General features: G+C 61.5%; 19 protein-coding genes. 3 read left to right on the plus strand and 16 right to left on the minus strand.

All coding sequences use genetic code 11. The annotated features are described in order from the left end of the window. Positions 1-632 precede the first annotated feature (632 nt). Positions 633-1,025, minus strand: coding sequence for a 30S ribosomal protein S9 (gene rpsI / locus ACWI6D_RS01470; protein ID WP_129423344.1), 393 nt, complete (start codon positions 1,023-1,025; stop codon positions 633-635). 3 nt (positions 1,026-1,028) lie between these two features. Next, the gene (gene rplM, locus ACWI6D_RS01475) at positions 1,029-1,463 is read right to left on the minus strand and encodes a 50S ribosomal protein L13 (protein WP_129423345.1); all 435 of its coding nucleotides are present in this window, start codon (positions 1,461-1,463) and stop codon (positions 1,029-1,031) included. A 624-nt stretch (positions 1,464-2,087) separates the two neighbouring features. On the opposite strand from rplM, the gene metA reads away from it, so the two are divergent. Both metA and ACWI6D_RS01485 read left to right on the plus strand, forming a co-directional pair. Continuing rightward, positions 2,088-3,014: a homoserine O-acetyltransferase MetA gene (metA, locus tag ACWI6D_RS01480; RefSeq protein WP_302937885.1), complete on the plus strand. Its 927-nt coding sequence runs from the start codon at positions 2,088-2,090 to the stop codon at positions 3,012-3,014. A gap of 174 nt (positions 3,015-3,188) precedes the next feature. Beyond that, positions 3,189-3,401, plus strand: coding sequence for a hypothetical protein (locus ACWI6D_RS01485; protein ID WP_288285134.1), 213 nt, complete (start codon positions 3,189-3,191; stop codon positions 3,399-3,401). A gap of 71 nt (positions 3,402-3,472) precedes the next feature. On the opposite strand, the gene ACWI6D_RS01490 is transcribed toward ACWI6D_RS01485, so the two are convergent. From ACWI6D_RS01490 to lysA, 4 genes are all read right to left on the minus strand, one after another. Beyond that, positions 3,473-4,174, minus strand: coding sequence for an HAD family hydrolase (locus tag ACWI6D_RS01490; RefSeq protein ID WP_449133409.1), 702 nt, complete (start codon positions 4,172-4,174; stop codon positions 3,473-3,475). A 72-nt stretch (positions 4,175-4,246) separates the two neighbouring features. Beyond that, positions 4,247-4,930: an orotate phosphoribosyltransferase gene (gene pyrE, locus ACWI6D_RS01495; RefSeq protein ID WP_449133410.1), complete on the minus strand. Its 684-nt coding sequence runs from the start codon at positions 4,928-4,930 to the stop codon at positions 4,247-4,249. A 234-nt stretch (positions 4,931-5,164) separates the two neighbouring features. Further along, the gene (locus ACWI6D_RS01500) at positions 5,165-6,448 is read right to left on the minus strand and encodes a homoserine dehydrogenase (protein ID WP_449133411.1); all 1,284 of its coding nucleotides are present in this window, start codon (positions 6,446-6,448) and stop codon (positions 5,165-5,167) included. Between the two features lie 38 nt (positions 6,449-6,486). After that, the gene (gene lysA / locus ACWI6D_RS01505) at positions 6,487-7,842 is read right to left on the minus strand and encodes a diaminopimelate decarboxylase (RefSeq protein ID WP_302717954.1); all 1,356 of its coding nucleotides are present in this window, start codon (positions 7,840-7,842) and stop codon (positions 6,487-6,489) included. Positions 7,843-8,279: 437 nt separating this feature from the next. Here lysA and ACWI6D_RS01510 point away from each other — a divergent pair, with 437 nt between their 5' ends. Further along, on the plus strand, positions 8,280-8,675 hold the full coding sequence (locus ACWI6D_RS01510) for a molybdenum cofactor biosynthesis protein MoaE (RefSeq protein WP_449133412.1): 396 nt from the start codon (positions 8,280-8,282) through the stop codon (positions 8,673-8,675). Between the two features lie 96 nt (positions 8,676-8,771). On the opposite strand, the gene ACWI6D_RS01515 is transcribed toward ACWI6D_RS01510, so the two are convergent. From ACWI6D_RS01515 to ACWI6D_RS01560, 10 genes are all read right to left on the minus strand, one after another. Continuing rightward, on the minus strand, positions 8,772-9,416 hold the full coding sequence (locus ACWI6D_RS01515) for a Spy0128 family protein (RefSeq protein WP_449133413.1): 645 nt from the start codon (positions 9,414-9,416) through the stop codon (positions 8,772-8,774). A gap of 50 nt (positions 9,417-9,466) precedes the next feature. Next, positions 9,467-10,255, minus strand: a complete 789-nt coding sequence (locus tag ACWI6D_RS01520) for a class B sortase (protein WP_449133414.1) — start codon at positions 10,253-10,255, stop codon at positions 9,467-9,469. Next, complete coding sequence (locus ACWI6D_RS01525) at positions 10,256-11,281, minus strand: DUF7601 domain-containing protein (RefSeq protein WP_449133415.1); 1,026 nt, start codon at positions 11,279-11,281, stop codon at positions 10,256-10,258. A gap of 27 nt (positions 11,282-11,308) precedes the next feature. Further along, positions 11,309-12,220, minus strand: coding sequence for a signal peptidase I (gene lepB / locus ACWI6D_RS01530; protein ID WP_449133439.1), 912 nt, complete (start codon positions 12,218-12,220; stop codon positions 11,309-11,311). Next, positions 12,204-13,715, minus strand: coding sequence for a DUF7601 domain-containing protein (locus ACWI6D_RS01535; RefSeq protein ID WP_449133416.1), 1,512 nt, complete (start codon positions 13,713-13,715; stop codon positions 12,204-12,206). Before ACWI6D_RS01535 ends, lepB begins: the two co-directional genes overlap by 17 nt. 90 nt (positions 13,716-13,805) lie before the next feature. Beyond that, on the minus strand, positions 13,806-14,063 hold the full coding sequence (locus ACWI6D_RS01540; RefSeq protein WP_303250697.1) for a hypothetical protein: 258 nt from the start codon (positions 14,061-14,063) through the stop codon (positions 13,806-13,808). A gap of 236 nt (positions 14,064-14,299) precedes the next feature. Then, positions 14,300-14,920 (minus strand): recombinase family protein, encoded by a 621-nt coding sequence (locus ACWI6D_RS01545; RefSeq protein ID WP_337368224.1) that lies wholly within the window; start codon positions 14,918-14,920, stop codon positions 14,300-14,302. Between the two features lie 485 nt (positions 14,921-15,405). Further along, positions 15,406-19,125 carry a phosphoribosylformylglycinamidine synthase gene (locus ACWI6D_RS01550; protein WP_449133417.1) on the minus strand — a complete coding sequence of 1,240 codons (3,720 nt, stop codon included), beginning with the start codon at positions 19,123-19,125 and terminating at the stop codon, positions 15,406-15,408. 133 nt (positions 19,126-19,258) lie between these two features. Further along, complete coding sequence (locus ACWI6D_RS01555) at positions 19,259-19,834, minus strand: hypothetical protein (protein ID WP_302937871.1); 576 nt, start codon at positions 19,832-19,834, stop codon at positions 19,259-19,261. A 230-nt stretch (positions 19,835-20,064) separates the two neighbouring features. Further along, positions 20,065-20,937 (minus strand): phosphoribosylaminoimidazolesuccinocarboxamide synthase, encoded by an 873-nt coding sequence (locus ACWI6D_RS01560; protein WP_288285140.1) that lies wholly within the window; start codon positions 20,935-20,937, stop codon positions 20,065-20,067. Positions 20,938-21,014 lie beyond the last annotated feature (77 nt).

Consider the following 21,014-nt stretch of genomic DNA (forward strand, 5'->3'; position numbering starts at 1 on the left):
CTTCCCTCGAGACTGCTTACGGGTAAGCGGATTTGCCAATTCCCGTAGCTTAGCATCTTGAGCAGACTAGCTGCACGTCAACTTGCTATAACTTACGGTACCGGCGCTATGTTTCCGGTAGTTTTCAGGGGCGGTAACGTTTCGTTACGCGCGCGGCGTGAAGCCCGTCGCCGCCAACCACTCCAAGATTCCCCAACGGCAATCAATGCGTAGCCCCGAACAACCGCATATCACAACAAGCGGTAGCATATCTTGCCGAAAATCGCTCATGTATGTGATTTAATTTGCCGGCCCGAGCAAACAGCCACTTGCTGCTTGCATATGCCCAGGTCACAGCAGTCTGCAACCGATGGGCACTTGACATGTCACCAGCAAATCACATACATGAGCGATTTTTGATCCGAAACACGCTACTTGCAGCGCATACCGACAACAAATCCCCCAATTCCAGTTCGTTGAGGAGCCTTCCTGCCCACCTTACGCTCCCTACCACAGCAAAGTCGCCATTGCGAAGTTCCGCCGCAAGGCTCACCTCGCACTCCTCCTCAAAAACGCGGAAAGCCCGCTCCGCAAATGCGGAACGGGCTTTCGTGGCTTGCACGGCTGCGTAAACGCAACCGAAAGGTGCAAACTTAGCGCTTGCTGAACTGCGGGCGCTTGCGGGCCTTCTTCAGACCGTACTTCTTGCGCTCGACCATACGAGCGTCGCGCGTCAGGAAGCCAGCCTTCTTCAGCTCGGCGCGGTAGTCGCCAGCTGCCAGCAGGGCGCGGGAGATGCCGTGACGCAGAGCGCCGGCCTGACCCGAGATGCCACCGCCGTCGATGCGGGCGAGCACGTCGAAGTGATCCACAGTATCCGTGACCTTGAACGGGGTCTTGGCATAGTCGAGCAGAGCCTCGCGGCCGAAGTACTCTTTGCCGTCACGACCGTTGACAGTCACCTTGCCGGTGCCGGGAACGAGACGCACGCGAGCGACAGCGTTCTTACGACGACCAGTGCCGTAGTACAATGCTTCATTCGCCATGGGTTAGTCCTCCATCTTGATCTCGACCGGCTTCTGAGCCATATGCGGGTGCTCAGCACCAGCGTACACCTTGAGCTTCATGCCCTGTGCACGGCCCAGCGTGTTCTTCGGCAGCATGCCCTTGACGGCATGCTCGATGACGCGCTCGGGATGCTTGGCCATGGCCTCGGCGAAGGTCTCAGACTTCAGTCCGCCCGGATGACCGGAGTGGCGATAGTAGCGCTTGTTCAGTTCCTTCGAACCGGTCACGCGAACCTTGTCCGCGTTGATGATGATCACGAAGTCACCGGTGTCCACATGCGGCGTGTACTGCGGCTTGTGCTTGCCCTTCAGAATGGTAGCAGCCTTGGTAGCCAGACGACCGAGAACCTGGTCCTCAGCGTCGATGATGTACCATTTGCGCTCAACTTCATGAGGCTTAGCGTGATACGTCTTCACTGTTTTTCCTCCATGTCCTTCCTGTTACGCTGTGCGACCACAGCGCACAGGGTGTCGTTTTTCAAAAGTGCAGGTCTGTTAGCCGCCGGTTTCCTACGCCAGCACGCCGGGCCAGGGTCTGGACACCCCATCCAGTGGCGTTGCCTCCACCCTACGTTTACGGGGCTTTTGAAAGCGAACTTTTGTAGTCTACGGGTTTTGGCGCGAGCAAGTCAATGGGCCACGAATGCTCAACTGGGGAAATCCCGCGATTTTCACACGGATTACACAGGTCCCGAGCGCGCGTTTACGCAAACTGCAACAGGTAGACGGGCGTGCCGGCTATCGCCCCATCCTTGCGCGCGCTTTCGCATAGACGAGGAGCCCGCCACCAACGCGAGAGGCGCATTTCGCGGCGAATTCATCGAGCAGGAACGCGTCTAATTTCTGGCGGTTTCGCTTTCCACGCTTACTCTAGGGACTGCCCGTCTCGCGTCTTGCGCAATCCCTCGGGGCGATAACTTGCTTTCTGGTTTGCCAATAGCCCGGCTTTCGGGCGCTTTGATATCATGGTGCCAACGGTATTTCGCGCTCGGCAAACGGCAACCCGCCCGAACGTGCATATATAGAAAGGAAGCATACGTCATGCCTATCCGCATTCCCGACCAGCTGCCTGCAACCGAGCAGCTTGAAAGCGAGAACATCTTCGTGATGACGGAGCATCGCGCCATGCACCAGGACATTCGTCCGCTGCGCGTGCTGCTGCTCAACCTTATGCCGAAGAAAATCGAGACGGAAACGCAGATCATGCGCAAGCTGTCCAACACGCCGCTGCAGATCGAAGTGGAGCTGCTACACACCATCAGCCATGAGTCGAAAAACGTGTCACAAGAGCACCTGAAAACGTTCTACCGCACGTTTGACCAGGTGAAAGACAACCGCTATGACGGCATGATCATCACGGGCGCGCCCGTTGAGCTGCACGAGTTCGAAGACGTGGACTACTGGGACGAGCTGTGCCGCATCATGAAGTGGTCCACCACGAACGTGCACTCTACGCTGCACATCTGCTGGGGCGCACAGGCGGGCATCTTCTACCACTACGGCATCCAGAAGCACGAGCTGCCGAAGAAGCTGTCCGGCGTGTTCAACCACGACGTGCTGAAGCCCTCCAGCCCGCTAGTGCGCGGCTTCGACGACAAGTTCTGGGCACCGCACTCGCGCCACACCACCGTCGATGCCGCCGACATCGAGGCCGATCCGCGCCTTGAGATCGTGGCGCAGTCCGACGAGGCCGGCGTGTACATCGCGAAGAGCATCGACAGCCGTCACTTCTTCGTGTTCGGCCACCCCGAGTACGACACCGACACGCTGCGCAACGAGTACAACCGCGACGTGAACAACGGCCTTGACGTGCCCGTCCCCGCGCACTACTTCCCCAACGACGACCCCACGCAAGAGCCGGTCAGCACATGGCGCGCGCATGCGCAGCTGCTGTACACGAACTGGTTGAACTACTACGTGTACCAGACCACGCCCTACGACCTGGACAGCCTCGGCGACGCCGAGTAGCGGCACGACAAAGAGGATGTGCGCTGAACTCGCACCGAAGCAGCCGGCAACAGTTTGATGCCGTAAATTGCTCCAACCGATAGGCAGGGCCCCGCACCATGGCGCGGGGCCCTGCTTGCGCTTAGATGAGATAATGCTTCCGGACTAAAAGACAGGAAGGAGACGAACAGCCCCATGGCGAAGTACTACACGCTGAAACCGCAGGTCACGCCTTTGCCGAAAGCTGACGATGCGAAGGGCCCGGCTGCGAAGACGGCGAAGGACGGTGAGCAGCCCAAAGACGACCCGTTCATTCGCGCCGAGGCCGAAGACGACGACGGGTACGACCCCTATTCGGACCGCCCTCCCACACCCGAGCCGCAGTTTCAATCGAACCCCTGGGATTAGAAGACCGCCCGCGCTGGAGAATCCAACGCGGGCGGTTTGTTTTGGGAAAGATGGTGGCGCGTCGATGGCCTTTACTTTTCCACTTTGCCCACGTAGAGAGGGCTTTCGTTCCATTTGAGGAAGTCTTCGAGCTTGAGGTCCTCGAAGGTCTTGACGGCGTGCTCGGCGCCAGTCTGCATTGCCTCCCACGTGCCGGCGTCGTCGCTATCGTACACGCCGAGCGTGCGGTAGCCCGCGTTGCGCAGCGTGTCGATGGCGTACGCGGAATCCTCCACGCCCCAAGTGGTTTCCTTCGGCGTGCCCATGATTTCGCGCGCGCGATCCCACACATCGGGCTGGCGCTTCGTGGAATGCACGTCCTCCACCGACAGCACGCGGTCGAGCAGCGGTGCGAACCCACAACGCTGCATGCCCGCCATCAGGTACGGCTTCGGGCTTGATGACGCCACGGTCAGGTGCGCCCCCGCCTCGGCAAGCGCGCGAGCGAACTCAAGCGCGCCCGGCCGCGCTTCGGCGCGGTTGCGATAGAAGTCGAGCATGTACTCGTCGATCATACACACCACGTCGCGGTCGTCTTCGCCCAAGCCGAAGTGCTCGTGGAAATACGCGCCGCATTCGGGAATGCTCATAGGCGCAAGCGCGGCGATGTCGTCGGCAGTCAGTTCGCCACCTGCACGTTTCGCCAGGTCATACTGCAGCTCGTGCCACACACCCATCGAATCGAGCAACGTTCCGTCGCAATCGAAGATCACGCCGAAATTCGAAGCATCCATGTTTGTCTCCTTATTACGGAAAAGGCGGGCTTATGCTGCCCGCCCCCGAAAACTTGAGTTATGCCCGCGCGGTTATTCCTTGGCGCCGTACTGCTCGTAGTACTTGTCAATGGCGGCCTTGATGTCGTCGTTGATGACAACTTCGCCTTCCACCTCTTTGTTGCACAGGCACTCTACAACCTCGGCCATGCTAACGATGGACGCCACCGGGAAGCCGTACTTCTCCTGCACTTCCTTTTGGGCCGTAACAACACCGCCCTTGCCCACTTCCATGCGGTTCAGGCTGACGATCAGGCCTTTCACGTCCACGTCGGCCGCACCCTTCAGGATGGGGTACGTCTCGTCGATGGACTTGCCGGACGTGGTGACATCCTCGACCATGATGACGCGGTCGCCGTCGTGCAGGTCGGCGCCCAGCAGGTTGCCTTTGTCCGCGCCGTGATCCTTCACTTCTTTGCGGTTACAGCAGTAGCGCACTTCCTTGCCATACAGCTCCTGCAGCGCGATGGCCGTGACCACCGCCAGCGGAATGCCCTTGTAGGCCGGGCCGAACACCACGTCGAAGTCCAGGCCGAAGTTGTCGTGAATGGCCTGCGCGTAGTACTTGCCCAGGCGATGCAGCTGCTCGCCCGTGACGTACGCGCCCGCGTTCATGAAGAACGGCGACTGACGCCCGCTTTTCAGAGTGAAGCTACCGAACTTCAGCACATGGCTCTCCACCATAAAGTGGATGAACTCTTCCTTATACTGCTCCATCATGTCCCCTTTTCCGTATACCAAAGTGGGACAAAGGGACTGTCCCTTTGTCCCACTCTTCTCACTCACAGGCCCACCAAAGTCAGCGAGGGCGCTTGTGGTGCGTCGTATTCGGTTGAAGCAAGCGGGCATTGGCCTTTGGGCCATGCCTGCGCAGCTGAAATCGAAGACGGCGTGCCACAAGCGGCCACAGCGTCGAGCAGGTCCGCCGGCCAGCAGGCCGGCGGAACCCAATTAGTCTTCTACGCGGATGACGCTGGGTTCGGCGCGCAAGACGTCGTCGAGCTGGCCGATCTCATCGAGCACGCGGCGCACGCTGGCCTCGCTGGCGGTGTGCGTGACGTAGCTGAGGTTCACCGTTTCGTGCTCGGCGCTGCCGCGCTGCACCACGCTGCGCACGCTGACGCCGTGCTTGGCGAACACGCCGGCCATAGAAGCCAGCACGCCGGAACGGTCAGCCACGGCGAAACGAATGTAGTACTTCGTGTGCAGCTGCTCCATCGGCACGATGGGCAGGTTGTCGGTGCACGTGCAGCCGACAACAGGCGGGATGCCCAGCGTCATGTGGCGCGCCACCTCTAGCACGTCGCCCATAACCGCCGCAGCGGCCGGGCCCGCACCGGCGCCTTCGCCGAAGAACATGGTCTCGCCCACGGCGTCGCCCGTGACGTAAATGGCGTTGTACACGCCGTTGACCATGGCCATCTGGTGCGCCTTCGGCAGCATGGTGGGATGCACGCGCACGTCGATGCCCTCGGGCGTGCGATGCGCCAGCGCCAGCAGCTTGATGACGTAGCCCATGTCGTCGGCCGTGTCCATGTCAAGCTGCGTGATGTTGCGGATGCCCTCGGTATACACGTCGCCCAGCTTCACGCGGCTGTTGAACGCGATGGATGCCAGGATGGCAATCTTTGCAGCGGCGTCGAAACCGTCCACGTCGGCGGTGGGGTCGGCCTCGGCGAAACCCTTCGCCTGCGCCTCGGCCAGCGCATCTTCGTAGGACAGGCCGTCGTCGACCATGCGCGAAAGCATGTAGTTCGTGGTGCCGTTCACGATGCCCATGACGGACGTGATCTCGTTGCTGATGAGCGAATGCTTCAGCGGCTGGATGATGGGGATGCCGCCGCCGACGCTGGCCTCGAAGCCCACTTCCAGGTTCTTCTCGCGCGCCAGGCCCATGACCTCTTCGCCGTACGTTGCCATAAGCGCCTTGTTGGCGGTGACCACGTTCTTGCCGGCGTTCAGCGCGCCCAGCACGATGTCGCGCGCAACGGTGGTGCCGCCGATAAGCTCGATGACGATATCGATTTCCGGGTCGTTCAGGATGTCGTTGAAATCGTCTGTGAACAGGTCGGACACGCCATGCGCCTCGGCCTGTTCGGGATTGCGCGAGCACACGCGCACAAGCTCCATATCAACGCCCAGACGGCGCTTGAAATCCTCGCGATGGTTGTGCAGGATGTCGATGCAGCCGCCGCCGACGGTGCCCGTTCCCACAAGTCCAAGTTTGATGGTCATATATCCCCCTTCAGAAAAGGCAATCAGTCCCGAAACCCCTACAAATCGCGATGGTACAGGTCGGCGTAGGTTTCGCGACGGGTGGTCACGCGTGCTTCGCCGTCCTTCACGAACACGATGGCGGGACGCGGCTGGCCGTTGTAGTTGCTGGCCATGGTGTAGCAGTACGCGCCGGTGCCGAACACGGCAACCACGTCGCCCACCTCGGGCGTCTGCAGCGGCATGTCGATAACCACGGCGTCGCCGCTTTCGCAATGCTTGCCGCACAGCGTGACGATCTCGGTGCGCGGCTGGCCCGCCTTGTTCGCGATGGTCGGTTCGTAGTCGGCATGATACAACGCCGTGCGGATGTTGTCGGACATGCCGCCGTCAATGGCCACGTACTTGCGGATGTTCGGCAGCGTTTTCAGGATTCCGATGGTGTACAGCGTGATGCCGGGCGTTGCCACCAGGCTGCGGCCGGGCTCAACGGCCAGGCGCGGCAGCTTCACACCTAGGCGCTCGCAGTTCTCGCGCACGGCGTTGACGGTGCATTCCGCGAACTGGTCGATGGTGGACGGCTTGTCCTCGGCGGTGTAGGCGATGCCCAGGCCGCCGCCCATGTCCAGCTCCTCGACCTCGTAGCCGTACGTTTCCTTCACGCGCGCGATGAACTCAACCATGACCTGCACGGCCTCGGCGAACGAATGCAGCGCGAAAATCTGCGAGCCGATGTGGCAGTGGAAACCGGCCAGATGCACGTTCGGAGCCTCCAGGGCGTCCTTCACGCATTTGAACGCGAAGTCGTTGAGCATGGTGAAACCGAACTTGCTGTCCTCACAGCCCGTGCGGATGTACTCGTGCGTGTCGGCCTCCACGCCGGGGGTAACGCGCATGTAGATGTTCTGCGTGACGCCCAGCTCGCCGGCAATTTCGCTCACGCGCGCCAGCTCGATTCTGCTGTCAACCACAATGCGGCCCACACCTGCGGAAATGGCCTCGCGCAGCTCCTGCGGCGTTTTGTTGTTGCCGTGCACGAACACGCGCTCCATGGGGAAGCCCGCCTGCTGCGCGCACCACAGCTCGCCACCGCCGGACACGTCCAGGCACATGCCTTCCTGCGCGGCGATGCGCGCGGCTTCCTTGTTCAGAAACGCCTTCGACGCGTAGATGACGTCGGAGTTTTCGTAACGGCTGCGGAACGACGTGAGGTACGTTTCCATGCGGTTGCGCAGGTCAGCCTCGTCCATGACGTACAGCGCGGTGCCTTCCTTGTGCGCCAGCTCAACCATGTCGACGCCGCCCACGAACAGGTGGTCGTCGCGAACCTCGGCCGTCATGGGCAGCACGGCGCCCAGGTCCATGGTGGTTCGGTTGTCGGGTTGCTTCGTGTGGTCTGATGGTGCCAAAGACATGGGAGCGCTCGCTTTCTTCGCATTTCCAGACGCCTGTTGCGCGAGCTTGTTGCCCGCGGCAAACTAGCGACGTTTTTAATCCGAACCATAGTACCAGCCCGCGCGCGATGCACCATGTTCGGCGCGTAAATTTCGCGCGTAAAACAGGTAAGGAAGCGCGAGGCTTCCAGAAGCAGGGACGCCGGCTGTTCGAGCGCAGGTGCGCTAATCATCCCGCGAGCCGCAGCCCCGCGCCCAGAGCGCTCAATGCGAATCCGGCTGCAAGTATTCACGCTAGCGTCTAAGCGAGTTACCGCCGGCCAATCCCCCTCGGTGCTGTTCGCCCCTGGGAGCGCAAATCGTTCGCAGCGCCCTCGCGCTTGTTTTATCACGGCCGGAATCCTGCAGCCAGATGCGGTACCATGGGTGCCAGCGATATCGTTTGAAAGGGGAAAACAATGGCGAAACCCGAACCGTCTATGGACCAGTGGCTGGCCGAGGCGAAGCAAGATCCGAAAGCCGCACAATGCGGCATGTTCCTCACGCACAACGGCGTGGTGCGCATCACGCCCAAGGCGCAGGTGCGCGAGGGCGTCGAGGGGCTTGGCGATGTGGCGCAGGTCGACTTCAGCTACGACGCCGAAGGCCTTGAGCAAGCCATCAAGGAAGCACTCACCTGGCCGGGCGTCTATTATGTGCGCGTATGGCTCAACGAGGGCGTGCTGAACGTGGGCGATTCGCTCATGTACGTGCTCATCGGCGCCGACATCCGCCCGCGCTGCATCGACGCGCTGCAGAAGCTGGTCGGCAAGATCAAGAACGAGCTGGTGGTGGAGAAGGAGATTTACGCATAGGCGAGACATCCGAGCATAAACGAGAACAGGGCGGCGGGTTCCAACGAACCCGCCGCCCTGTTCATTGATGAGCGAAACTGTTAACGAGACGCCGCGCTACTCGCGAGAGCGCCTGCGATAGGCGATCACCACCGCGACAACCGCCGCCAGGGCCACCAGCCCGATCAGCATCGCCGCTACTCCCACCATATCGCCCGTCTGCGCCATGGATGCCACCTGCGGCTGCGCAAGAGACGTGGGAGCCTTGTAGTTGTTCTCGAACGTGCATGCTTCGCACTTCTCGCCCGCCGCATTCTTCACGGACACTTGCGTATACAGGGAATCCGGACCATCCTGCCCGCTCCACATGCAATACACTTCGACGTTGTAGACCCGCTCGTCATACGTCCAGCCCTCGGCATTGCCGGGGACCTGCCGCACCGTGTAATGATGCAGCCCTACCTCGGTGAACGACATAGCAAACTGCGCAGAGCCCTCGCCCGCGATAGTCGCCTGCAGCTGGTCCGGCAAAACCGTCTCGCCATCGGCACCAGAGATTTGGACGGCGAAATCCTGCGCTTGCGCAGGCGCGTCCCCCTTAACGATCACCTGTGCCGGAACCTGCGCCGAAACCGGCGCGTATGCCTCTACAGCCGCATACGCCTGTGCAGATGGCACAACACATGCGAGCACGGCGACGAGTACCGCCGCGACAAGCGACGCGATCGCGAGGTTTCGTTTTACGTTCAATGCATACGCCATAGCTTGTCCTTTTCTTTCCTCGCGCTATTCGGTGCACCGTGCGCCGTGCGCTACGCCTTATCGACAGCGCGCTCCCCAGTAACCCTGCACAGCAGCAGCGTTCGCTCGTTCACCCCGGAGGATGCGCACGTTGACAGCGCCACAACCTGATCATTTGCGGACGGCATGCCATCTCGCTGGGACACGGCATCCTGCGCGACCTTCTCTGCCAGCGCAGGCATACGATCGGCGCCGGCGGGAGTGCCATAATAGACACCGTCATAGGCATCTGCCTTAACCACCGCGCAGATCTGCAGGTTAAGCGTGCGGTCAGGCAGATACAGCGCGCCCGTCTGGTTCTGATTGAAGAAACCTTCGTCCAAGAACTTGTCCAAGTCGCCGAACATCTTGCCGTATTGCATGTGATGACCCATGAGCACCTCGTACGGCTCGACGAAGTCCCTCGAGCATTTGCTGTCAAGGAAGATGCCCCCCGAAGCGCTGTATGCACCGGTAGCATCTTTGCTGAGATACTCGAAGTCATCCTTGCCGCGAACCACCGGATAATCGATGTTCGTGTTATCGATGGTGATCCAAGCGCATACGTCAGGGTTCAATGCCAGCAACTCGGAGAAGCTAACCGTATCGCCCGACTTTAGCGCGACAAGCCGGGCCTGGCTATCCCCTCCATTCGCCAGAGCATACGCATCCCAAAGGGCATAGGCGGACACGGCAAGCGCGAGCGCCAGCACGACGCCAAGCGCCCAGACGACCGCACGGTCGAGCGCGCAAGCAACCCGCAGGGCACGAGTGCGCTTGCGCGCTCCATAGCCGCCGAAGCTGTCAGCAGCCAGCCGCAATTAGAATTCCTCGCTCGCGCGACGCTTGCGGGAAATCAGCAGAGCGCCGGCGCCTGCGACGACCACCAGGCCGCCGAACACGAAGGGCATGGTGTCGGAGTTAACGCCCGTCGCCGGAGCGAAGCCCTTCTCGTTGGTGTAGGCAACTGCGCTGCCCTGATGGATTTCGCCGGTAGCAACCGCGCCAGCCTGAGCCTGGCCGCCATCAACGGCGAAGTTCTCGTTGTATTCCGTGTCGGCCTCGGTCACCGTGTAGGTTGCGCCCTCGGGCAGGTTCTTGATTTCAATGGACTGACCATGCTTCAGCTTAAAGGCAAGAGCGTCCTTGGCATCAAAGGTGCCGGCAGCACCGTCCAGCACGTAATCGTAGGAGCCCTGAGCACCCTCAATCTTAAGCGTGTAGCTGAACTCGTCCTGCGTGTTCGCAGCGGTTCCGGCAACCTTCTTGGACACCGTCAGGCTATCGTTTGCCTTGGCGGTGTTGGCGAATGCGGCCTTGTCAGCCTTATCGCCATCAGCCGCCTTCGCCTTGATATCCTTGATAACGGGCGTGTCGCTTTCAGGGTAGTTGTCCGGCATAGTGACGACCACTTCGACGCTGTACTCGGTGCCGTCATACACGATGTTGGGGTTCGAGCCGGCGATCTCCTTCACGGTGAAGCTATAGGTGCCAGGTGCAGTGAAGTCATAGCCCGCAAACAGCTGCTGAGCCGTCAGGCTAGCATTCGCGGAGGCACCCGCACCAGCAAGGGTCTTCCAATCCGCCGTCAGCGTACGCTGAACCGGAGTCTGAGACAGCGCGGCGGGCTTCCAGGTGCCCTGCGCGGTAGCACCCGTAAACTGGATCTGGAACGTAAATGCTTCCGTGTTGTTCAGTTGCGTGTTCGACGCCGCGGTCCAGGTCTTATCAACAGCAAAACCGTTGTCCCCAACCGTCGTTGCAAACGCAGCGCCCGGAAGAGCGATCACCATGGAACCAGCAAGTGCCGCCGCAACCACATTCTTCTTCAAGCGAGACATAGCCATAGCCTTTCCTTTCTCCCGTCTCGTTTCCTATATCCCACGCAGTCGCAGCAGGGCCACAACCTTGCCCTCAACCACGTTGGTACCTATCGCGCCTACTTCGCGGCTATCGACCGCCTGCATGCGGTCGTCGCCTAATACGAAGTACTGCCCCTCGCCAAGCGTCAGCGGATATGCCGGACCGCTTTCCGCCGGCGCGGTGGATTGGCCGTTCGACGAAGGCTGCGCGTTCCCGTTGACCTTGAACGTGCCGTCTTCAGCGACCTCGACCATGTCGCCGGGCAACGCCACCACGCGGCCGATAAGCTGCTGCCCGGATTGGGCTCGGTACACGATCACGTCGTTTGCCGAATACGCTTGCTCGAACCGATACGTCAGAGCAACATCACCGTCGCCCGATGCGGGCGACATGCCACCGCCGCGAACGATCGCGAGCCCGAACACCGTCTGCAGCAAGATCGCAGCCATGCCGGCCGCGCAAATCGCCTTTATCGCCGCGGCGCCTGCACGTCTTCGCGCCTCCGCACCTTGAGCACGTCGCTCGATGACGCGCACTTCGGGCGCCTGCGCTACTTCCCGTGCGAACTCTTCGGCCTCTTGCTCCGATGATGCTTCGGATCCACGGGCTGCTGCACGCGAATCAACCGCTGAGGAACCGGCGGCACTTGCAAAGCCTGCGCCTTCGGAGCCTGGGGCTTTGGCGACACAGGCTGCTCCGCGCGCTTGCTCCAGCAGAGCCTCGTAGCGAATCCGCTGCTCCCGGTAGAGTTGGCGGTACATTTCGTCCAGGCGATGCACCACGTGCCATGCCTGACGCTCGTCGATCCCCCACAGGCGTCGGCGCCATACCAGACGTTGCAGCTTGTCGGCGATCAGCTGCAGCGAGACCGGCTGATCTTCTTGGATACTCTGAGGAACGCGTTTTTTACTCCTTCCAAGCATCCTGCTCACGCTTCCTGCGCTTGTAGCCGCTTGCGGCAAGAGCGCCCGCACCCGCAGCGGCGACCGCGAACAGCCCCGCCATCGGGCCCGCGTCAAGCGAGACCCCCGTTGCCGAGACCGCCTCGGCCGAGTTGGTGAATGCAAGCGTTTGCGTTTGGTTGGAGGCGATGGTCACCGTCATGGGCGCTGTGGCCGTCTGACCGTCGGTCGCAACGGTCTCGGCAGCGCCGTTGTTGATCGAAACCTTGGAAGAAGTCCCGGCGTTGCCGGAAAGGCCCGTTTCACGAACGGCGACCCGGGAGCCGGCGGGAACCTCGGTCAGCGTGACGGACTGGCCATGCTTCAGCTGAACCGTTGCCACACCTTGATTGTCGAATGTCACGGAGCCGGCAACGCCCTCCGCGGTAAACGTCTTGCCCGCAAGAGCCGCACACGAAAGTTCGAACGTGAACGATTGGTCGACGTTCGCAGCGCTTCCCGTCACGTTCTTCGAAACGGAAAGGCTTCCCGACTGCGGGACGTAATGAGCGTAATAGGTGGTGTTCTGCGTGATGGTGCCGTCGAAGTTCGCCTTCTGCGTGCAGTCCTTGTCCTTGTACCAGCCATCGAACTGATACGTCACGCCATCGACGGTTTGGGTTTCGGGGGTCACTGCGCTGTCGCGCGCAGGTCTCTTCAGCTTTGACTCGCTGTAGCCGCTTTCCACGCGCTGAGCGTAATCCTTCAATGCGACCCACTCGGATTCTCCAGCGTACTGAACCTCGTAGTTAACCGTGTAGTAGTCTTTTTCATTCAGCACCATGACATGATCGTAATGGTACGTTTTGACCAGGCTGCCCTTGGTGCTGTTGTAGTTGTTGTTACCAGCATTTGCACCAGAAGCCACCGTTACTCGAACCGGCGACAGCGTATAATAACCCTGCATCGAAGCTTCGGCAGTGCCTGCTTTGGCGTATTTGTACGTCGTGCCCTCAAACGTGATGTCCGGATACAGCGGCTTGCTCGGGTCTTTGCTTACCTCGGAGATGCTTCCATATTGCGTGATCACCTTGCCTGAACTATAAATACCCGGACTGTATACGCCGGAGATCGTGCTCACGCCAAGACCGAACCAGGTTTGATCAGGGTCCTCTCCGCTATCCATCGTCTTGCCCGGTATGAGCGCGTACCAGTACAGATCTTCCGTCCCGACAGCCACCGTCATCGGCTCGTCAGCTGCTTCAGTTGCAGCTACAACACCAGGGTTGACCTGGTCCGTTGTCGAGGTCGCCTCCGCTTTCTCGGCAGAGGCTGCGGCCTTGTCATCGGCGACCTGCGTCTGGTCGCCGACACCTGCCTGCGCCTGGTCCTGGGCGGAACCCTCCACCTGCGCCTGCGCGGGGACCTTGACGTCTCCCACCTGCTCGCCATCAGCCGCCAACGCCGCCACGGGGAGCAACCCCACGACGAGCATCGCGGAAACCAATAGCCTTAACGCTGCTTTTCTCGCTTTCATCTCTCCTCTTCCCTTTCCCGTTATCGCCTTGCGTTGCTCGTTTCTCATCTGGTTCGCAATCACGAAAGGACCAGGTCGTAAGAGTCCCGATCAGCTATTCACAACGCTATATGCATTCGAAAGCTGCCCTCCGTTTTCGGAATGGCATGGCTCGACGTTGATAAGCCCTTCCCGGCTCATGCGCGTGATGGCGCGGTCGATGGTCTTGACGCTGCAGCCCATCAGCTGAGACAACTCCTTTTTCGTTGCCTGCGCCGCACCTGATATGGTTGTTTGCGCGGCGATGTAGCCGAGCAGACGCTCCTGCGTGGGAGTTAGCGATATATCACTCTCATGTATCTTGCGCATATCTGCCTTTCCGCGCATACGTGGTATAGAGGCGTAAGCAAATGCAGACATTACTTGAGTGGTCGGCTATATTGATTTCACCGAGCGAATGAAAAGAAACGGCCAGGTAAAGCGTTTTGCACTCCGAAACGAGTAACGCTTTATCAGACCGAGGAGGCTGTAAGCAAACGTCTAGATTATTTGCCAACATCCAAATTCGGTATTGGCAAACGATGCGATTCTTGCTATGAACGCACCTATTTGTGCGAGATTGTGACGTCCGCGGGCCGCTGCTTCACCCACTTCAAGAACGTCGTATGCGAAACTCCCAACGATTCCGCCGCTTGTCGGCTGTTCAAACAGCCATCTTCCCACTTGCGATGCACCGCATCGAACTCTTCGGGCACGGCCAGCGCCGGTCGCCCCAGCTTGACGCCGCGCGCACGCGCCGCCGCGATCCCCTCCGCCTGGCGCTGGCGTATGTTGTCGCGCTCGACGTGCGCCACGTAGCTGAGCAGTTCCAGCACGATGTCCGCGATCAGCTTTCCCGTCACCCCGTGGCCGGACGTCGAACGCGTGTCGAGCAGCGGCATATCCAGCACCACGATGTCGATGCTCCTTTGCTTGGTGAGCAATCGCCACTGGCCGAGTATCTCATCGTAGTTGCGGCCAAGGCGGTCGATGCTCTTCACCACGAGCACGTCGCCAGGCTGCAGACGTTCGACGAGCGATTGATATCCGGGGCGATCGAAGTTGCGCCCGCTCAGGTAATCGACGAACACGGATTCCTCCGAAACGCCAACGGCGGATAGGGCATCGAGCTGCCTGTTCAGGTTTTGGTCCTTGCTTGACACTCTTGCATATCCATACATGGTCATGACTCGCTCCTTTCTGCGCCCAAAAGCGCACCAAGAACGGTCGGCATCGGCCAGTCTACTTATATGGCATTTGAGCGCAAGCGAATCTCGCGTACGTTGCGGAACGGTTTACGATTCGAACCTCAATCGTGACGCCAGGACCAACCTAGCCACCGCAGCTGCATATATCGCTTCGAGTGTACCTGGTTCCTAACTTTGCGAAGAAGCGTCCCGACTCCCCCATGCCACCTACGCACCTACGGGGCGGCAAAAGGAGTCGAGCATCGCGAAATCCATGAGAGGGAGCATTCAAGGATTGCCTGGTAAAACGGCGGCTTACCTGGTATCGATTATCCCGCCCTGACCGAATCGGGCAAAACAAAAGCCTCCCGCCGGCAAAATAGCCAGCAGATGCCGTAACCCAAAAGCGCCCTGCCGACGAAAGCCGACAGGGCGCTATCGATTCCCAGACGCTGCGCCGGCCGAACGGTCGGCGCATTCGCATTCTAGTCCGTGAAGTACTTCACGCCGCTTTCGAACAGGGGCATGAACTTGTTGCCCGGGACGTTCTTGTACAGACCGCCGCCGCGGCGTTCCACGTGGCCCATCTTGCCGAGCACGCGACCGTCGGGGCTGGTGATGCCCTCGATGGCCATGACCGAGCCGTTGGGGTTCACGTCCCAATCCATGCTGGGCTGGCCGGCCTCGTCGACGTACTGCGTGGCAATGCGGCCCGTCACTTCAAGTTCGTGCAGCAGCTCGGGGCTGCACACGAAGCGGCCCTCGCCATGGCTGATGGCCACGGTATGGATGTCGCCGGGCTCGCACTGGGATAGCCAGGGGCTCAGGTTGCTGGCCACGCGCGTGCGCACCAAGCGGCTCTGATGGCGGCCGATGGTGTTGAACGTCAGCGTGGGGCAGCTGTCGTCCATGGGGCGGATGTCGCCGTACGGCACCAGGCCCAGCTTCACAAGCGCCTGGAAACCGTTGCAGATGCCCAGCATCAGGCCATCGCGGTTGAACAGCAGGTCGCGCACCGCTTCGGTAACCTCGGGGGCGCGGAAGAACGCCGTGATGAACTTCGCCGAGCCGTCGGGCTCGTCGCCGCCGGAGAAGCCGCCCGGCAGCATGATGATCTGGCTGTTCTTGATGGCCTCGACCAGGGCCTTCGTGCTTTCGGCAACAGCGGCCGGCGTAAGGTTGTTGATGACCAGCGTGTCGGCCACGGCACCCGCCTGCTCGAACGCGCGGGCGGAATCGTACTCGCAGTTCGTGCCGGGGAACACCGGGATGATGACGCGCGGGCGGGCGATGGTGCCGTTGTACGTGAGCGGCAGGCGGTTGTCCACCGTCACCTGCTTCACCGGCTCGCCGGAGCGACGATACGGGTACACGCTTTCGATACCCGACTCCCACGTTTCCTGCAGCGCGGCCATACCAAGCGTCTCACCTGCGGCAACGAACTCGTATGCCTCGGTGGTGGCGCCAATGACGGCAACGTCGAGGTTGTCGGTTGCCTGAGGCAGCTGCGCATCGTCGGCCAGTTCCACCAGGAAGCTGCCGTACGCAGGCGCGAACAGCGCATCGGCGTCCGCGTCGTCAAGCGACACACCGAAGCCGTTGCCCACGCACATCTTGAACAGCGCCTCGGCGATGCAGCCGTAACCCGGCGTGGAAACCGCCAGCGCCGCACCCGAGCCGATAAGCTCCTGCACGGCGTCCATGGCGGCCAGCGCGTCCTCGGCCGCCGGCGCGATGCCCTCGGCGTCGTAGCAGCGCGGCGCCACCAAGGCCACGCGATGGCCGGCGCCTTTGAACTCGGGCGACGTCACGCGGTCCACCTTGCCCACGGCCGTGGCGAACGACACCAGCGTGGGCGGCACGTCAAGCTGCTCGAAGCTGCCGGACATGGAGTCCTTACCGCCGATCGACCCGATGCCCAGGTCAACCTGAGCCATAAGCGCGCCGAGCACGGCCGCCGTGGGCTTGCCCCAACGGTCGGCGTCGCCGCGCAGGCTTTCGAAGTATTCCTGGAACGTCAGGTACATGTCTTGGCGCTTGAAGCCGGCCGCCACCAGGCGCGCAACGGACTCAACCACGGCCACGTACGAGCCGACGAACTGGTCGGCCTCGGTGAGATACGGGTTGAAGCCCCAGGCCATGCCGCTGCACGTGGTGGTTTCGCCGTCGACAGGCAGCTTGGCAACCATGGCCTGCGCCGGCGTGAGCTGGTACTTGCCGCCGAACGGCATAAGCACGGTGGCTGCGCCGATGGTGGAGTCGAAGCGCTCGGACAGACCCTTGTTCGAGCACACGTTCAAGTCGCTGACCAGGGAGTTCATGCGCTCAGCAAGCGTGGTGCCCTCCCAGGTGCGCGCATAGGCGCCACCTTCGGCCACGTGCACGTCCTGCTGCTTGGGCGCACCGTTGCTGGCCAGGAACTCGCGGCTGACGTCGATGATGGCTTCGTCGTTCCACATGACGCGCACGCGCGGCTCCTCGGTGACTTCGGCCACCACGGTTGCCTCGAGGTTCTCCTCGTGCGCGTAACGCAAGAACTCGTCCACGTCGGCAGCGGCGATGGCGCAGGCCATGCGCTCCTGCGACTCGGAGATGGCAAGCTCGGTGCCGTCGAGGCCGTCGTACTTCTTCGGAACCTTGTTCAGGTTGATGCGCAGGCCGTCGGCCAGCTCGCCGATGGCCACGGAAACGCCGCCTGCGCCGAAGTCGTTGCAGCGCTTGATAAGACGGCATGCCTCGCCGCGGCGGAACAGGCGCTGGATCTTGCGCTCCTCGGGCGGGTTGCCCTTCTGCACCTCGGCACCGCAGTGCTCAAGCGATTCCAGGTTGTGCTCTTTGGAGCTGCCCGTGGCGCCGCCAATGCCGTCGCGGCCGGTGCGGCCGCCCAGCAGCACCACCACATCGCCCGGAGCGGGCGTTTCGCGGCGAACGTGGTCGGCCGGCGTGGCCGCCACCACAGCGCCGATTTCCATGCGCTTGGCAACGTAGCCAGGGTGGTACAGCTCGTGCACCTGGCCCGTGGCCAGGCCGATTTGGTTACCGTAGCTGGAGTAACCGGCAGCAGCCGTGGTGACCAGTTTGCGCTGCGGCAGCTTGCCCGGCAGCGTTTCGGACACGGGCGCCAGCGGGTTAGCAGCGCCGGTGACGCGCATGGCCTGGTACACGTAGCTGCGACCCGACAAGGGGTCGCGGATAGCGCCGCCCAGGCACGTGGCCGCGCCGCCGAACGGCTCGATTTCCGTAGGGTGGTTGTGCGTTTCGTTCTTGAACAGGTACAGCCAATCCTGGTCCTCGCCGTTCACGTCTACCCTGCACTTCACCGTGCAGGCATTGATCTCCTCGGACTCGTCCAGGCCGGTGAGGATGCCCTTGGCCTTCAGCCACTTCGCGCCGATGGTGCCCATGTCCATAAGGCACACGGGTTTGGCGTCGCGGCCCAGTTCGTGGCGCATGTCCAGGTACTGCTCGTACGCGGCCTTCACGCGCTCGTCGTCGATGGCAACGTTCGTCATTTCCGTGCCGAACGTGGTGTGGCGGCAGTGGTCCGACCAGTACGTATCGATCATCTTGATTTCGGTGATGGTGGGGCAACGGCCTTCGCTTTGGAAGTACTGCTGGCAAAACGCCAGGTCAGCCTCGTCCATGGCCAACTCGCGCTCATCGATGAAGCCCTGCAGCTCGTCGGCGGTAAGGTCAAGGAATCCGTCGAGCACCTCGACAGGCGCCGGCTGAGGCTGCGCCATGGCCAGCGTTTCGCGCACATCAAGCGACGCCTCGCGCGCCTCGATGGGGTTGATGACGTAGTGCTTGATAGCGTCCACGTCTTCGCTGGTCAGCGCGCCGGAAAGCAGGTACACCTTCGCGCTGCGCACCTCGGGACGCTCGCCCTGGCTGATCAGCTGGATGCATTCGCTGGCCGAAGCCGCGCGCTGATCGAACTGGCCGGGCAGGAATTCCGCGACAAACACGTGCGCGCCGTCGGCGGCAGGCAGCTCGGAGGTGGCCACGTCAACCTGCGGCTCGCTGAACACGGTGGGGATGCACTGCTCGAACAGCTCCTGCGAGATGCCCTCCACGTCGTAGCGGTTCACCAGGCGCAAGCCCTCAAGCGCCGTGATACCCAGGATGCTGCGCAGCTCGTGCGCAAGCTGTTGGGCCTCAACGTCGAAGCCGGGCTTCTTCTCCACATAGATGCGGGAAACCATGGACGTCCTTTCTGTGCGTCGTATGCCGGGCGCACGCGGCGCCCTTCCGAAAACGCAAGCGGGCACCGAACCGGCACCCGCTTGCAAATTGCCTTATGAGGCCGAAGCGAGTTTGAAACCTGCTTGGTCTTGCTTACTGGTCCTTCTTCTTGCCGAAGCCGAACAGGCCCTTCTTCTTGGGCTCGGGCTCAGCGGGCGCCTCGGCGGCCTTCTTCTCGGCGGCGCGCTGGTCGGCCTTCGCCTTCTTCTCAGCGGCGCGTTGCTCTTTACTGGGGTGGCTGAGCACCTCGTCGGCGTACTTCTGGCGCGCCTTGCGGCACTTCGCGAAGTCGATGTAGAGCGCGGCGATGATGGCAACGTAAGCAAGCGCCAGCGTGACGTACGTTGCCGCGGCCGGCATGCCGAAGCTGTTGCCGGCGAAGCTGAGGCACGTCAGCACGATGGCCGCGATAAGGCACACCCACCAGATCTTGCGCAGGCGCTTGTACTCCGCGGTGGGCGGGTTGTAGAACTGGCGGTCGCGCTCCTGCTGCTTGGCGCGCTGCTGCTTGCGTTCGGCCTTCTTCTGCTGCGGCGTTTTCTCGGTGGGCTGAATGCGCACCGAGGACGCAGCCTTCGTGACCGGCTTGGCAGAAGCAGCGGATTTGCGCGTGGCACCCTTGTGGTTGTCGGTGGTGTAGCGCTCGTTCATCGGGTTTCGTTGGGTCATGTTCAGTCGTTTCTAGAATCGAAGAATTGCAGATGCGGCGAAGCCTCTCATTGAAACGCAACACCGCAGGTCTCGACTAAGTCAGCGAGGGCGCGCGAGGTGCCTCAGATTGCCTTGAAGCAAGGCGGCATTGGCCTTATGGCCATGCCGCCGCAGCTGAAAGGCAAGATGAGGTGCCTCGCGCGGCCGCAGCGTCGAGTGGTGTCGCCGGCCGGCAGGCCGGCGAAACATTAGTACTCGAATTTCTTGCCGGAAATCTTCTCGTATGCGGCGATGTACTTCTGGCTGGTGCGCTCGATGACTTCCTGCGGCAGGCGCGGCGGGTTGCCCGTGCGGTCCCAGTTGGCGTTAAGCCAGTCGCGCACGTACTGCTTGTCGAAGCTGGCCTGGTCGCGGCCCTCTTCGTACTCGTCGCCCGGCCAGAAGCGGCTGCTGTCGGGCGTGAGCACCTCGTCGGCCAAGATAATCCGACCGTCGATGACACCGAACTCGAACTTCGTGTCGGCGATGATGATGCCGTTTTCGGCCGCGTGGTCGCGCGCGGTGGTGTACACCTTGATGGCCAGGTCACGCAGCTGCGTGGCGGCATCTTCGCCGATGATTTCGGCGCAGCGCTCGAAGCTGATGTTCTCGTCGTGATCGCCGATTTCGGCCTTCGTGGAAGGCGTGAAGATGGGCTCGGGCAGCTTCGAGGAATTCACCAGGCCCTCAGGCAGCTTGATGCCGCACACGGTGCCCTGCTTCTGGTATTCCTTTAAGCCGCTGCCGGCCAAATAGCCGCGCACGATGCACTCGATGGGGAACATCTCGGCTTTCTTCACCAGCATGAAGCGGCCACGCAGGTAATCGGCGTAGGGCTTGAACTGCTCGGGCAGGTCGGCCACGTCAGCGCTGATGAGATGGTTGCCGATGACGTCCTTGAGCTGGTCAAGCCAGAACAGCGAGATTTGCGTGAGCACAGCTCCCTTGTGCGGGATCTCGTCCTCAAGAATGTAATCGAATGCCGAAATGCGGTCCGTTGCCACCATCAACAGCTTGTCGCCCAAGTCGTAGATGTCGCGCACCTTGCCTTGTGCGTCCGGCTTGATGTCGATTCCGCTCATGCCTGCTTTTCCTTTCCTATGCGGTTTCGCGCTGCGCGCACCGCGCACGCAGCCTGCTTATCCGCGCCGCCCCCGGC

It is taken from the genome of Senegalimassilia sp., assembly GCF_977052095.1.